Annotated in this window: 13 protein-coding genes; 2 read left to right on the forward strand and 11 right to left on the reverse strand. The window is 63.9% G+C overall.

Annotated features, from left to right (window positions below):
* Positions 1 to 51: 51 nt before the first annotated feature.
* The 11 genes from AC3RCG_RS18925 to AC3RCG_RS18975 form a co-directional block, all read right to left on the reverse strand.
* Positions 52 to 825, reverse strand: a complete 774-nt coding sequence (locus AC3RCG_RS18925) for a transporter (RefSeq protein ID WP_492405439.1) — start codon at positions 823 to 825, stop codon at positions 52 to 54.
* A gap of 78 nt (positions 826 to 903) precedes the next feature.
* Complete coding sequence (locus AC3RCG_RS18930; protein ID WP_492405437.1) at positions 904 to 2,559, reverse strand: methyl-accepting chemotaxis protein; 1,656 nt, start codon at positions 2,557 to 2,559, stop codon at positions 904 to 906.
* A gap of 319 nt (positions 2,560 to 2,878) precedes the next feature.
* Entirely contained in the window at positions 2,879 to 4,261 is a 1,383-nt protein-coding gene (locus tag AC3RCG_RS18935) for a multicopper oxidase family protein (RefSeq protein WP_492405435.1), read from the reverse strand.
* 2 nt (positions 4,262 to 4,263) lie between these two features.
* Positions 4,264 to 5,622, reverse strand: a complete 1,359-nt coding sequence (locus tag AC3RCG_RS18940; RefSeq protein WP_492405433.1) for a TolC family protein — start codon at positions 5,620 to 5,622, stop codon at positions 4,264 to 4,266.
* A 1-nt stretch (position 5,623) separates the two neighbouring features.
* Positions 5,624 to 6,001, reverse strand: a complete 378-nt coding sequence (locus AC3RCG_RS18945) for a hypothetical protein (RefSeq protein WP_492405431.1) — start codon at positions 5,999 to 6,001, stop codon at positions 5,624 to 5,626.
* 113 nt (positions 6,002 to 6,114) lie between these two features.
* Positions 6,115 to 6,543, reverse strand: coding sequence for a hypothetical protein (locus AC3RCG_RS18950; protein ID WP_409028322.1), 429 nt, complete (start codon positions 6,541 to 6,543; stop codon positions 6,115 to 6,117).
* A 33-nt stretch (positions 6,544 to 6,576) separates the two neighbouring features.
* The gene (locus AC3RCG_RS18955; protein WP_121669947.1) at positions 6,577 to 7,122 is read right to left on the reverse strand and encodes a hypothetical protein; all 546 of its coding nucleotides are present in this window, start codon (positions 7,120 to 7,122) and stop codon (positions 6,577 to 6,579) included.
* A gap of 134 nt (positions 7,123 to 7,256) precedes the next feature.
* Positions 7,257 to 8,831: a sensor domain-containing diguanylate cyclase gene (locus tag AC3RCG_RS18960; protein WP_070313368.1), complete on the reverse strand. Its 1,575-nt coding sequence runs from the start codon at positions 8,829 to 8,831 to the stop codon at positions 7,257 to 7,259.
* A 155-nt stretch (positions 8,832 to 8,986) separates the two neighbouring features.
* The gene (locus AC3RCG_RS18965) at positions 8,987 to 9,544 is read right to left on the reverse strand and encodes an NADPH-dependent FMN reductase (RefSeq protein WP_099411491.1); all 558 of its coding nucleotides are present in this window, start codon (positions 9,542 to 9,544) and stop codon (positions 8,987 to 8,989) included.
* Positions 9,545 to 9,747: 203 nt separating this feature from the next.
* Complete coding sequence (alr, locus tag AC3RCG_RS18970) at positions 9,748 to 10,857, reverse strand: alanine racemase (protein ID WP_492405428.1); 1,110 nt, start codon at positions 10,855 to 10,857, stop codon at positions 9,748 to 9,750.
* Positions 10,858 to 10,870: 13 nt separating this feature from the next.
* Positions 10,871 to 12,160 carry a D-amino acid dehydrogenase gene (locus AC3RCG_RS18975; RefSeq protein WP_070222191.1) on the reverse strand — a complete coding sequence of 430 codons (1,290 nt, stop codon included), beginning with the start codon at positions 12,158 to 12,160 and terminating at the stop codon, positions 10,871 to 10,873.
* Between the two features lie 106 nt (positions 12,161 to 12,266).
* Here AC3RCG_RS18975 and AC3RCG_RS18980 point away from each other — a divergent pair, with 106 nt between their 5' ends.
* Positions 12,267 to 12,767 (forward strand): Lrp/AsnC ligand binding domain-containing protein, encoded by a 501-nt coding sequence (locus AC3RCG_RS18980; protein ID WP_070222192.1) that lies wholly within the window; start codon positions 12,267 to 12,269, stop codon positions 12,765 to 12,767.
* Positions 12,768 to 12,915: 148 nt separating this feature from the next.
* Positions 12,916 to 13,263 carry a hypothetical protein gene (locus AC3RCG_RS18985; RefSeq protein ID WP_070222194.1) on the forward strand — a complete coding sequence of 116 codons (348 nt, stop codon included), beginning with the start codon at positions 12,916 to 12,918 and terminating at the stop codon, positions 13,261 to 13,263.
* Positions 13,264 to 13,287 lie beyond the last annotated feature (24 nt).

Genomic DNA, 13,287 nt, shown 5'->3' on the forward strand with positions numbered 1-13,287 from the left:
GTGTGACTAACTGTTTGTTCGCAAGGACACATAAGGAATCCCGTCGCAATCTCACCACAGTTTGCCCAAAGGCACTACCAAGCCGCTGAACAGCGACCAGTCCGGCGACGCCGCCGTCAAGCCACGCGCCATGCCGATATCGATGGCCAACCGCGGCGTGGGGCTGTAGGTGGCAGCCAGCAGCAGCTGCGCCGTGGCTGGCGCGCCGCGCAGGCGCGTGCCCGACACTTCCGCCGTGGCGCCCCAGCGGTCGCTGACGGGCGTGGAAAAGGAGGCCGCCCAGCCCGTTTGCACCTTGCCCGTGCCAGGGTCGGAAGCCCCCAGGCGCGTGGCGTTCAGGTTGGCGTCCATGTGCACGGCGCCCAGGTCGCGGCTGAAAATACCGTTCAACGAGACGTCGCTCTTGCCGCTGCCGATGCTGTCCTTGGCAGTGGGCAACTTCCAGCCCAGTTCCAGGCCCAGCGCTGTGGCGCTGTCGAGCAAAAAGGCGCGTTTGAGCACGACCGTCGTGTCGCCCACGCCCGTCTCGCGCCGCCCCGTGTCATCGCGCGCGCGCACGAAGCCCTCACCTTCGAGCAGCAAGCCCCATTCGGGCGTGAACGCCAGCTTGAACGTGTACGGCAAGCTGGCGCGGCGCGTGTCGTCCGTTTTCGACAGCAGGCCGCCCGCCTCGAATTCCAGCTGGCCCGGCACGGGCAGCTGGGCGGGACTGGCCACCGATGGACGATAAGGCAGGACGGGATCGCCCTCCTGCGCCTGCGCCAGGGGCGCCAACGACAGCAGCAACAGGGAAAAACTGAAGGAGGACAGGAAAGAAGATGGCATGGGGGGACCCGGAAGTGGCAAACGCGCAATAGCGACAGCCTACCACCGCCGCGCCGATCGCGCCCGGTCCAGCCGCCGTCAGGCCAGGCGCCGCACGCCCGGCCTGGCCGCCGGCGCGGGCCGGCGCAGCGGCGTGACGTTGCTGGCCGCCGGCACGGCGATGCCTTCGGCCTGGGCATGCAGGCGGAACACGCCCACGAGTTCCGTCAGGGTCTGCGCCTGGTCCTGCAGCGATTCGGCGGCCGCGGCCGCCTCTTCCACCAGGGCCGCATTCTGCTGCGTCACCTGGTCCATCTGCAGCACGGCCTGGTTGACTTGCTCGATGCCGGCGCTTTGCTCGGCGCTGGCGGCCGTGATTTCCTGCATGATGTCGGCCACCTGGCGCACGCTGGTCACCACCTCATCCATCGTCCTGCCCGCGTCATGCACGAGTCTGGAGCCGATTTCGACCTGTTCGACGGAGTCGCCGATCAGGGTCTTGATTTCCTTGGCGGCACTGGCAGAACGCTGGGCCAGGCTGCGCACTTCGGATGCCACGACGGCAAATCCCCGCCCTTCCTCGCCCGCCCGGGCCGCTTCCACGGCCGCGTTCAAGGCCAGGATATTCGTCTGGAAGGCGATGCCGTCGATGACGCTGATGATGTCGACGATCTTGCGCGACGACGCATTGATCGATTCCATGGTCTGCACCACCTGCCCCACCACGGCGCCGCCCTTGCCGGCCACATCGGACGCGGCGCCGGCCAGCGCATTGGCCTGGCGCGCGTTGTCCGCGTTCTGCCGCACGGCCGAGGTCAGCTGTTCCATCGAGGACGCCGTTTCTTCCAGCGAACTGGCCTGCTCTTCCGTGCGCGACGACAAGTCGAGGTTGCCCTGGGCGATTTCGCTCGAGGCCGTGTTGATGGTGTCCGTACCCGAGCGCACCTGGCTGACGATGCCCACCAGCTTGTCGCGCATGGCTTTCATGGCGAACAGCAGGCTGGCATTGTCATGGGTGGCCGTGCGGATATCGATGGTGAGATCGCCCTCGGCGATGGCGCCGGCGATCCTGACGGCGTACGCCGGTTCGCCGCCGAGCTGGCGCGTCAGTCCGCGCGTGATCAGCGCCCCCAGCGCCAGGCCGGCCGCCATGCTGCCCAGCACGAGCGCGATCATGAAACTGCGGCTGGCCTGGTACACGCCCGAGGCCTGCTCGGAAGCCGCCTTGGCGCGCTCTTCCTTCTGCAGCGAAAGTTTATCCAGCATACCGTCGAGTTCATCGGCATGCTGGCGCGTCTTGTTGAGCAGTTCGACCAGTTGCGCGCTGCGCTGCGCCAGCGGCTCGGCCGCCGCCAGCGCCAGGGCTTGCTGCATGGTGGCAATGTACTCCGCTTCGACAGCGGCGAAGCGGGCAAACAATTCCTTGGCGGCCGGCGTGACGAACAGCGGCTGGGCCTTGGCCAGATAGCTTTTATTTAACTCGAGGAATTTGCCGATGTCGGCCTGGCGCGTGGCGCGCTCCTCGGCGGTCGTGGCCAGCAAGAAATTGCTGCGCGCGCGCCCCACCTTGATCAGGGCAATATTGGCCTCTTTGATGTACGACAGCCCCAGCAATTCATGGTTGTACATCTGCCCCGCCATGGTATCGATCTTGCCCATGTTGAAGATGCCGATGCCGGCCACGATGGCCCCCATCAGCGCGACGCAAAAGAAGGCAGCGAGCAGGCGCGTCCCCACTTTCATTTTACTCAACATGTTTCCTCCCAGACAAGACGGTAGCCAATAATTTAAGCTATGACTTGAATATAAGGAAAAAACTGTCACTAAAATGCTCGGATTGTCACTAACCAACAATTCCTTGATACAAAGCAACATGCCCCGGGGCGTGCCATGCTAAGTAATCCTCGGGAAATTAGTGTGAATTTATGACGAACAGAACCGGATGCTATGCAAGGCGCTCGCTGCGACGCAGTGCGGGCACTGCTAGCAGTGAGCAACGCCGCAGAGCGCCGGTTATGGCAGTCAGAAATCACAATAATTTATTGGGGGTTACTTAGTAATCCCCGGGAGATCGTCAATGGCCGCTGTGCCCGCCTGGCTTGCGCACCGTCATTTCCACGCCGTTTTTTGCCGCCGGCTTGCCCGCGCCCTGGCCCCGCACCGGTTCCGGCAAGGCGCCCGTCCATTCATAGGCCACGCTGCCGGCCGGGTGCTTGTACCAGCCCGGGTCGCGGTAATCGCCCGGCTTCTGATCCTTGCGCACCTTGACCGTGGTAAACATGCCGCCCATGCCGATGGCACCGAAGGGGCCGTCGCCCGCCATCATCGGCAAGGTATTGTCGGGGATCGGCATCTGCATCTCGCCCATGTCGGCCATGCCCCGTTCGCCCATCACCATGTAGCCGGGCACCAATTGATTGATCTTCGCCGCCACGCCCTGGTGGTCGACGCCGATCATGGTGGGCACGTCATGCCCCATGGCATTCATCGTGTGGTGCGACTTGTGGCAGTGGAAAGCCCAGTCGCCCAGGTCCGTTGCCGTGAACTCGACGGCGCGCATCTGGCCCACGGCGATATCGGTCGTCACTTCGGGCCAGCGCGATTCGGGGCGCGTCCAGCCGCCATCGGTGCCCGTCACCTCGAATTCATGGCCGTGCATGTGGATCGGGTGGTTCGTCATGGTCAGGTTGCCCACGCGCACGCGCACCTTGTCGCCCTGGCGCACGACCATGGGGTCGATGCCGGGGAAGACGCGGCTGTTGAAGGTGAACAAATTAAAATCCGTCATGGTCATGATCTTCGGCGTGTAGCTGCCGGGATCGATGTCGTAGTTACTGAGCAAGAAGACGAAATCGCGGTCCACCTTCATGAAGTTCGGATCTTTCGGGTGCGTGACCCAGAAACCCATCATGCCCATGGCCATCTGCGTCATTTCATCGGCATGCGGGTGGTACATAAAGGTGCCGGGCCGCTTGGCGACGAATTCATAGACGAAGGTCTTGCCGGGAGGAATACCCGGCTGGGTCAGGCCCGTGACGCCATCCATGCCGTTCGGCAAGCGCTGGCCATGCCAGTGCACGCTCGTGTGTTCCGGCAACTTGTTGGTGACGAAGATGCGCACGCGGTCGCCCTCCACCACTTCGATGGTGGGACCGGGCGACTGGCCGTTGTAGCCCCACAGATTGGCTTGCATGCCGGGCGCCAGTTCGCGCACGACGGGCTCGGCCACCAGATGGAATTCCTTGACGTTGTTGTTCATGCGCCAGGGCAAGGACCAGCCATTGAGGGTGACGACGGGGTTGTACGGACGCCCGTTCGGCGGCGGTGGCGGCGCTTTCGTGTCTGCGCCAGCCATGCTGACGGCTTCCGGCAGGGACGCCGCACCGACTCTGCTCACCGCTGCCGCACTGAGGGCGACGGCGCCCGCATTCATGAAAAAATTTCTACGTGTAATCATCATTATTCCTTGTTGGCTGGGCTGCTGCCATTGATGGCGCCTTGCAGTTCGGTTTGCGCGATCCAGAAATCGCGCTGGGTTTCGATGGCGCTGTTCACGCTGGCGACTTGCTCGCGTGCATCGGCCAGCAGTTCGAACACGCTGGCCAGCATGCCGTTGTAGCGCAGCAATACTTCATGCGAGATCGTCTTGCGCAGCGGTACGACTTCATCGCGGTAATGGCGCGCCAGGTCGTAGGCCGTGCGGTAGCTCGAATACGCTTCGCGCACTTCCGAGCGGGCCTTCACCGCCGTGCCCGCCGTGCGCTGCAGCGACTGCTCGTACAAGGCTTGCGCCTTGGTGTTGCGCGCCGCGCCCCAGTCGAACAGCGGCAGTTCCAGCGATACCTCATAGCCGTTTTCGCGCGGCGCCCCGCTCGTGCTCTTGTTGGTATAAGCCACGTCGAGCACATTGATGAAACCCGTCACCTTGGACAGGCCCAGTGCACTGGCCGTGGCATGGGCGTCAAGTTTGCTCATCTGCACGTCGAGGCGCTGCTCCATCGCCTGCGCCTCGATATTGCCAGGCTCCGCCGCCTGGGCCGGCAAGTCGGGCAGGCGCGACGGCAAAGTAAAGCTGGTCTGCTTGCCCCACAGGCCCAGCAAGCGCGTCAGGTGTTCGCGCGTCACCAATGCCTGGTGGCGGGCGCGGGCCAGGTCGCCGACGGCGTCCGCATAAAACACTTGCTGGCGCGCCTGGTCGAGGCGGCTCCAGTTGCCCGCCTGCCGCAGGCGCGTGGCCAGTTCGGCGCCCGCCTCGGCCGACAGCAGCGCCCGCTGCATGAACGCTTCCGTCTGCACGGCGGCCACGGCATTGAAGTAGGCGCGGCGCGTCTCAAGCGCCAGCTGCACGGCGCTGCCGGCGGCCTGCAGCTTGGCTTGCTCGAAGCGGCCCCGCTCGATGTTCACGCGCATCGGCATGGTCAGCAAGCCCGCCAGGTCGAAGCTGACGCCGCGGTCGATTTCATTGCCGTGGCTGCCGTGCGAACGGCCGAACGACAGGCCCGGGTTGCGCAAGCGCCCCGCCTGCACCAGGTCCGATTCGGAGGCGCCCAGTTCGGCCAGCGCCACTTTCATGCCGTGGTTGTTCATCAGGGCAATGCGCACGGCGCTGTCGGCGTCCAGGGGCTGGGCCAGCAGGGAAGCCAGCTTTTCCTCGCCGCCCTTGTCCGTCAATGCCGCAGGGGCGCCCGTGCGGGCGTCTGCCAGCGCGGACACGGCCTGCATGCCGCCATCGGGGCTGAAGCTGGCGCAGCCGCTGAGCAGCAAGGCGGCCGCCAGGGCCAGCGGCGTGAGGCAAGTTGATTTTGTAAAACGTGCCATCTCAGTGTCCCTCATGCTGGTGTTGCGGGGCGGGCTGGGCGGCCGGCTTGGGGCCGGGCTTCTCCATCGGCATCTTGTGGCCTTCCATCTTGTGCCCCTCCATCTTGTGCCCCTCCATCTTGTGGCCATCCATCTTCATCATGCCCATGTGGCCGCCGGCCTTGCCGACTTTGTCGTTGACGGCGCGCCAGGTCTGATCGGGCGTGGCGTCGTCCTCGGCGGCGGGACGGTAGCCGGCGAAGGCGGAGCGGTAGGCGGCGGCCGGCACGGGCGCTTGCGCCTCTTGCGGGGCGGATGGGGGCCGCGATTGCGCGGCGGCCGGCGGCAGCGAGGCAAGCGCAATGCCGGCAGCCAGCGCGAGGCTGAATAATTGCTTCATGGTATTCCTTGAATGACGGGGTATGGCGCGGCGGGCGCGCGACGGGAACGCTGGTGCGGCCAAAGCAACGTGCAGGGACGTGCGACGGCGGCACCGCCAGGTTCAACGGGCGGTCAGGCGGAGCGCGTGCTTCTCGGGGGACGTTCGGGGCCAGGCGGGATATGCCCGGCGAACAGGGAATCGGGCGCCAGCGCCGGGGGCGGCGCGCGCAGGGTCAAGGCGTGCAAGGCAGGCATGCCCGGGGGGGCAGTGGCGCCCACCGTGCAGGCGCCGTGGTTGCTGCAATCGTGGCCAGGGTGGCCGGCGCCGCCATCGTCCATGGCCATTTTTAGCGGCTGGTCCTGCATGTGGGACATGCCGGCCATGTCGCCCATGTCGTGGCACTGGGGCGCCTCCATCGCTACGGCGGTGACGGTGACCGCTGCCGCCCGCTCGTCCACGCAGCAGCTGCGCATGGCCGACGCAAAGCCCTGCAAGGGCAAGGTGACGGCAAGCAGCCAGAGCAGCGAGCGGGCGAGAAAGCGGAAAAAGGCACGGTTCATGGCACGACTATAAACCTTCCCACATGAGGAAGGTCAAGTGCCTATTTGATCTCGCCGGCCCTGCGTCAGCCAGATGATGTAGGTGCCGTAGTAGCCCTGCCCTTCCAGGATGACCTTGCCATCGGCAAAATGGATTTTCTCCACTTTATTGACGGTAAAATACGCGCGGCCATCGGCCGCCTCCACGTCGCCCAAGCAACGGGCGCGGGGCCGGCGGTAGCCGCTGGCGCGCCCGATGGCCCACATCAGGTCGCCGATCATGAAGTCGTCAATCATTTCGGCCAGCAGCGGCCGGTGACCCGCCAGCATGGCCGTGATGTCGGGGTAACCGGCGTCCCTGAGCTCGGGCAAGTCGCTTTCCTCGTACTGCAGATCGTCTTCGCGGCAATCCTGCACGAAACTGTTGAACGGTTCGTCGAGCAGTCCCGCCAGCGCCGCTTCCGGCACGCTCAGGCGGAACGGGTGCAGCGGCAGCACGCTGTGCTGGCCGTAATTGAGTTCGCGGCAGTCGAGCAAGGCCAGCGGGTGGGGCTGATCACCCACCTCGCAGCGGATGCCAAGTTCTTGCTCAAACGTCATCAATATTCACCGTTGCCATGCACATTGTCCCCGTTGTACACCATCAGGCCATATGGTAAGCGCTGTCGGGCAAACGGGACAGGCTCAGATGCAACAGAAAACAACGGATCAGTTCATCCCGCGCGGCACGCCTGTCAGGCGGGTTCCGTGATGCCCACGCAATTGCGCCCGTTTTCCTTGGCCACGTACAGGGCCGCGTCGGCGGCGAGCAGCACGGCGTCCGTGCTGCGCTCGCCGTGCGACGATGCCACCACGCCCAGCGAGACCGTAATGGCGCCCGCGCCGGGAATCACGGCGGCGGCCACCTTGGCGCGCAGGCGCTCGGCCACCTGCATGGCCACGTCCAGGTCGGCATCGGGCAGCAGCATGATGAATTCGTCGCCGCCATTGCGGCACAGCACGTCGGCATCGCGCGAACAGGCGCGCATCAGCTGCGCCAGGCGCAGGATGACTTCATCGCCCACGGCATGGCCCCATTTATCGTTGACTTGCTTGAAATGGTCGATATCGATGGCGATGACGGAAAATGGCCGCGCCTGCGCCTGCCAGACGTCGAGCGCCGCCGCCATGCCGCGCCGGTTCGACAGGCCCGTCAGCGGGTCTGTCTCCACGTCGGTCTTCAACTTGCCGATCCTGTTCTGCAACAACGCCAGGCCCTTCAGCAAGGCTTTCTTGATCTGCGCCGCCTCCACATACCAGGCACGGATGGCGGCAATGTGCTCGCTCGTACCAGGCACATCCATGCGCCGCGCTCCCTCGGCCAGTTGCATCAGGGGCCGCGAAATCAGGCTGGCCAGCCACCAGATGAATGGCAAACTCAGCAAGGCGATCGGCAGGGAATGCCATACGGTATTGGCCATCAGCTGGTTCAGCGGGGCCAGGGTCATGGCCGTGGGACGCTGCGCCACGATGCCCCAGCCCGTCGACGGCATGACGGCGTAGCCGGCCAGCATGTCCACGCCCAGGCTGTTATGCATGCGCCGGTTGCCGCCGCCCCGCTGCGCGATGATGGTGTCGATGACGTCATTGCTGCCGGCCACGTGGCCCAGGCGCTCAGGATCCGGGTGGTACAGCAGGCGCCGGTTCTGGTCGACCACGTACAGGTAAGAGCCGTCGCGGTAGTAATGCTGGCCCAGCATGGTGTACAGGATGTTTTTCTGTTTCAGGTAGATGCTGCCGCCCACATAACCGAGGTAGCGGCCATCCTTGCCAAGGATGGGATGCGAGATGAACACCACCAGGTTGCCGGCCGAGGACACATACGGCTGCGTCACCAGCGGGCGCCGTTCGCGCAGCGCCTGGATGGCGCCGGCCGAGTCGAGCGTGCGGTTTTTCAGGGCCAGGGTTTCCGGCGACACGCCCAGCACCTTGCCCTGGGCATCGACGATGAGCACGGAATTGAAGCTGTTCGTTTGCAGGCGCAGGCGCTGCGCCTCGTCCGTCAGCCAGGCGTCGTCGCCCATGCGCGATGGCAGGCTGCCGGCGCTGTAGGCCAGCTGCTGGCGCGCCGACTGCAGGAAATCCTCAGCCGTGCTGGCCAGCTTGCTCGCGTAGGCGTGGTTCGCTTCCAGGGTGGTATCGATCAGCAGCTGGCGCTGCACGCTATAGCTGGCATAAAAGGTGTTGGCCAGGGACACCAGGGCGCTGGCAAAGGCCACGAGCACGATCAAACGGCGCAAGTTCATGCGCGGAACAGGTTTAGTCCACATGGAGTCGGCAGGAAATTGGAAAGTATTGCGCTACAGAAAGGGCGCATTATACCGAGACAGCCGTGCCAATATTGAAATCCTGGCATCGTTGGTCAAAGAATGTGAACAAGCGGCAACGCTGAGCGCTGCCGCCTTGACTTGCATCAAGCGTGGAATCAAGCGTGAATGGCGTGCTTGCGGACCCAGTCCACGTAGCGCTGCATCCAGCCCTGGAAGAAACCGAGGCTGGCCGGACCGATGCCGCCGTGCTCGTCAAACAGGCCGTCCTTGGCCTGGATAAACATTTCTGGCTGGCCCAGCAGCGGCACGTCCAGGTAAGCGAGCACATTGCGCAAATGCTGCTGCGCCAGCGCCGTGCCCGTGGCACCGACGGACACGCCGAGCACGGCACCGGGCTTGCCGCCCCACACGCTCTGGCCATACGGACGCGAGCCGTGGTCGAGGGCGTTTTTCAGCACGCCGGGGATAGAGCGGTTGTATTCGGGGGTGAGGAAGAGCAAGGCTTGCGATGCAGAAATATCGGATTTGAGGCGCAGCACCTGCTCCGCCTGCGCGCCATCGTCATCCTGGTTGTACAGCGGCAAGTCGCCGATTTCAATGTGCTTGAAGGAAAACTCGGGCGGCGCCAGCTTGATGATGGCGTCGGCCAGCTTGCGGTTGAAGGAATCCTTGCGCAGGCTGCCGACGATGATTGCGACTTGATATTGGCTCATATAAATCCCCGATGATGGTTAAAAAAAAGCCCTGAGGTGCGTGCACGTCAGGGCTATCTTGCCACACAATCATCGGTTTCGCGCTGCCTAGCGTGCGAAACCAGCGCACCTGAAAAAATGCTCAGGGCTAGGCGCCTTGCCGAAGACAGTACGAATGTACGGCAAGGCAAGGCAACAACGCCATGGGCGTTTTGGCAAGTGCGCTAACGTGCCAGGCCCCGGTACTCGCGGTAGTAGCGTCCGCCCAGGTTCGTCAATACCTCGTAGCCGATGGTATTGGCCATGGCCGCCACGGCATCGACCGGGTGTTCGGCGCAGATCAGGTCGACCAGGCTGCCCGGTGCGACGCGTTCCTCGGCGATGGCGCTCACGTCCAGGGTGATGGAATCCATCGAGATGGCGCCGATCTGCGGCACTTTCACGCCATCGACGATGGCCAGGCCCTGATTGCTCATGCTGCGCAGCCAGCCATCGGCGTAGCCGACGGAAACCGTGGCCACCTGGCGCGGCTCGCTGGCCGTGTAGCGGCGGCTGTAACCCACGTGGTCGCCGGCGGCAATCGTGCGTGTCTGCATGACCTTGCCCTGCAGGCGCACCACGGAGCGCAGCGGATTCGGTTCGCCGCCCTGCGGCCCGATGCCGTACAGGGCCGCGCCGGGGCGCACCAGGTCGAAGTGGTAATCGGGCGACAAGAAGATGCCCGAGGAATTGGCCAGGCTGGCGCGGTACTGCGGCAAACGGGCGCGAATGGCGATGAAACGGGCCAGCTGCTCGCCATTCATCGGGTTGGCGCGCTCGTCGGCGCAAGCCAGGTGGCTCATGACATAGCGCACATTGATGCCGTCGAGAAAGTGCGGGTCCAGCAGCCAGCCGTCGATTTCCTGCGGCGACAAGCCCATGCGCGACATGCCCGTGTCCACCTGCACGATGGCGTCCAGGGTGGTGCCGAGCGCTGCTGCGTGCCGGCGCCAGCCCGCCACCTGCGGCTCGCTGTTGAGCACGGGCGTCAGACCATGGGCCGTGAATTCGCCTTCCGTGTCGACGGGCGGGCCGTGCAGCACGAAGATGGCCGCGTCCAGCGCCACGTGCGGGCGCAGGCTGATGCCCTCTTCCAGGTGGGCCACGAAGAAATGGCGGCACCCTTCTTCATACAGGGCCGCGCTCACTTGCGCGGCGCCCAGGCCATACGCATCGGATTTCACGACGGCCGAGCAGGCGGCCGGGTGCGCCTTGTCGCGCAGCAAGCGGTAGTTGGCGCGCACGGCATCGAGGTCCACCGTCAGGATGGCGCCGCTACGTTCCTTTGGAGGCATGCTTCCCGCCATCTCAGGCTCCCGCGTATTGCAACTTGCCGCCGCGCTGCGCGCCGCTGTAGCGGCTGACGGACAGGTCGTCGGCCAGAATGGCCGGCTTTTTCGACGACATCAGGTCGGCCAGCAATTGCGCCGAACCGCAGGACATGGTCCAGCCCAGGGTGCCGTGGCCCGTGTTCAGGAACAGGTTGCGCAGCGGCGTGCGGCCGACGATGGGCGTGCCGTCCGGCGTCATCGGGCGCAAGCCCGTCCAGAACGTGGCCTCAGCTGTGTTGCCGCCGCCGGGGAACAGGTCATTGACGACCATTTCCAGGGTTTCGCGGCGGCGCGGGTTCAGGTTCAGGTTGTAGCCGGCGATTTCCGCCATGCCGCCCACGCGGATGCGGTCGTCGAAACGCGTCACGGCGATTTTATAGGTTTCATCGAGGATGGTCGACACGGGCGCCTTGGCCGCGTTGACGATGGGCACGGTGATCGAATAGCCCTTCAATGGATACACGGGAATGTCGAGCAGCGGCTTCATGAAGCCCGTCGAGTAGGAACCGAGCGCCACGACATAGGAATCGGCCTTGACGATTTCCGCGCCGCATTGCACGCCGGCGATTTCATCGCCCTGCGTCAGCAATGCATCGATGGAGACGCCATAGCGGAACTTCACGCCCAGCGCCTCGGCCATCTCGGACAGGCGCGTGGTAAACAGCTGGCAATCGCCCGTTTCATCGTTGGGCAGGCGCAAACCGCCAAACAGCTTATCCTTGACGGCTTCGAGGGCCGGCTCGGCGCGCGACAACTCATTACGCTGCAGCACTTCATACGGCACGCCCGCGTCTTTCAACACTTCGATATCCTTGGCGGCGTCGTTGTATTGCTTTTCCGTGCGGAACAATTGCATCGTGCCTTGCTGGCGGCCTTCATACGTGATACCGGCCTCGGCGCGCAGCACCTTGAAGCAGTCGCGGCTGTACTCGGCCAGGCGCACCATGCGTTCCTTGTTCACGGCATACGCTTCCGGCGTGCAATTACGCAACATCTGCCACATCCATTTGAGCTGGGCGGCGCTGCCGTCGAGCGAGATGGCCAGCGGCGCGTGGCGCTGCATCATCCATTTCACGGCTTTCAGGGGAATACCGGGCGCCGCCCATGGCGAAGCGTAGCCGGGCGAGATTTGCCCCGCATTCGCAAAGCTGGTTTCCAGTGCGGGGCCCGGCTGGCGGTCGATGACGGTCACTTCATGTCCTGCCTTGGCCAGATAGTAAGCACTGGTGACGCCGATGACGCCGCTACCCAGAATCACGATACGCATAGTTTCCTCATTATATTTTTTTAGGCTGACGCCAGATTAACCGCTATCATATTGGGAAAGAGCCAGTATTTGTTCACGTATAAATCGAGATATTCAGCAATAAATCATGAGAATCCTTAAAGAATCGGCACGTGGCCTCGACAAGCTGGACCGCCACATCCTGCGCATCCTGCAACAGGATGGCCGCATCTCGATGAAAGACCTCGGTGAACAGGTGGGGCTGTCCATCACGCCCTGCATCGAGCGGGTCAAGCGCATGGAGCGCGACGGCGTCATCACGGGCTACCACGCCAAGGTGAACCCGGCCGCGCTGGGCGCCAAGCTGCTCGTCTTTGTAGAGATTACTCTCAATCAAAAGTCGGCGTCCGCCTTCGAGCAATTCCGCCGCGAAGTGCTGCAGATTCCCGAAGTGCAGGAATGCCACCTGGTGTCGGGCGACTTCGATTACCTGATCAAGGCGCGCATCCATGAAATGGCCGAGTACCGCAAGCTGCTGGGCGACATGCTGCTGCAGCTGCCGGGCGCCGCGCAATCGAAAAGCTATGTGGTGATGGAAGAAATCAAGGAAACCCTGGCACTGTCGACCGACGTGCTGCAGAACCGGTAAAAGTACCGTCAGCCGGCACCGCCGGCATCATTTTTTGCGCCTTTGTATAATCTTGTAGCACATTCGCGGCGACGCAAGCACACTCCCGGCATGACATCACGCCCGTCCCCTCTGAGATTGGAAGCAGTGATGCACACCGGGAGTCCCTATGAACACATTGATCAAACTGGCAGCTTCCTGCCTCGCGGGCCTGGCCGTGGCCATGTGCACCGCCAGTGAATACAAGGTCAACCGCGCGCCCGACAACGGCGCCATCTATCAAAACATCAAGGTCGGCAAGACCACCCGCCTCGACCTCGACGCGGCTCTGGGCAACGCCACCGTCGTCAGCTTCGATCCCGGCTATGAAGTCTGGGTCTACAAGAACCAGCTGCAAGCGCCCAAGGTGACGCGGCTGATCCCCCTGCTGGGCGAAAAAGGCACGCGCGAAGTGGCCGTCATGTTCGACCAGGCGGGCGTCGTGAAGAAATTCCGCATTCACGAGCCGCGCAAGTAGGCGCACAGCGAACGGGCGCCGCCT

This window comes from Janthinobacterium sp. GW823-FHT01H08 (assembly GCF_058797855.1).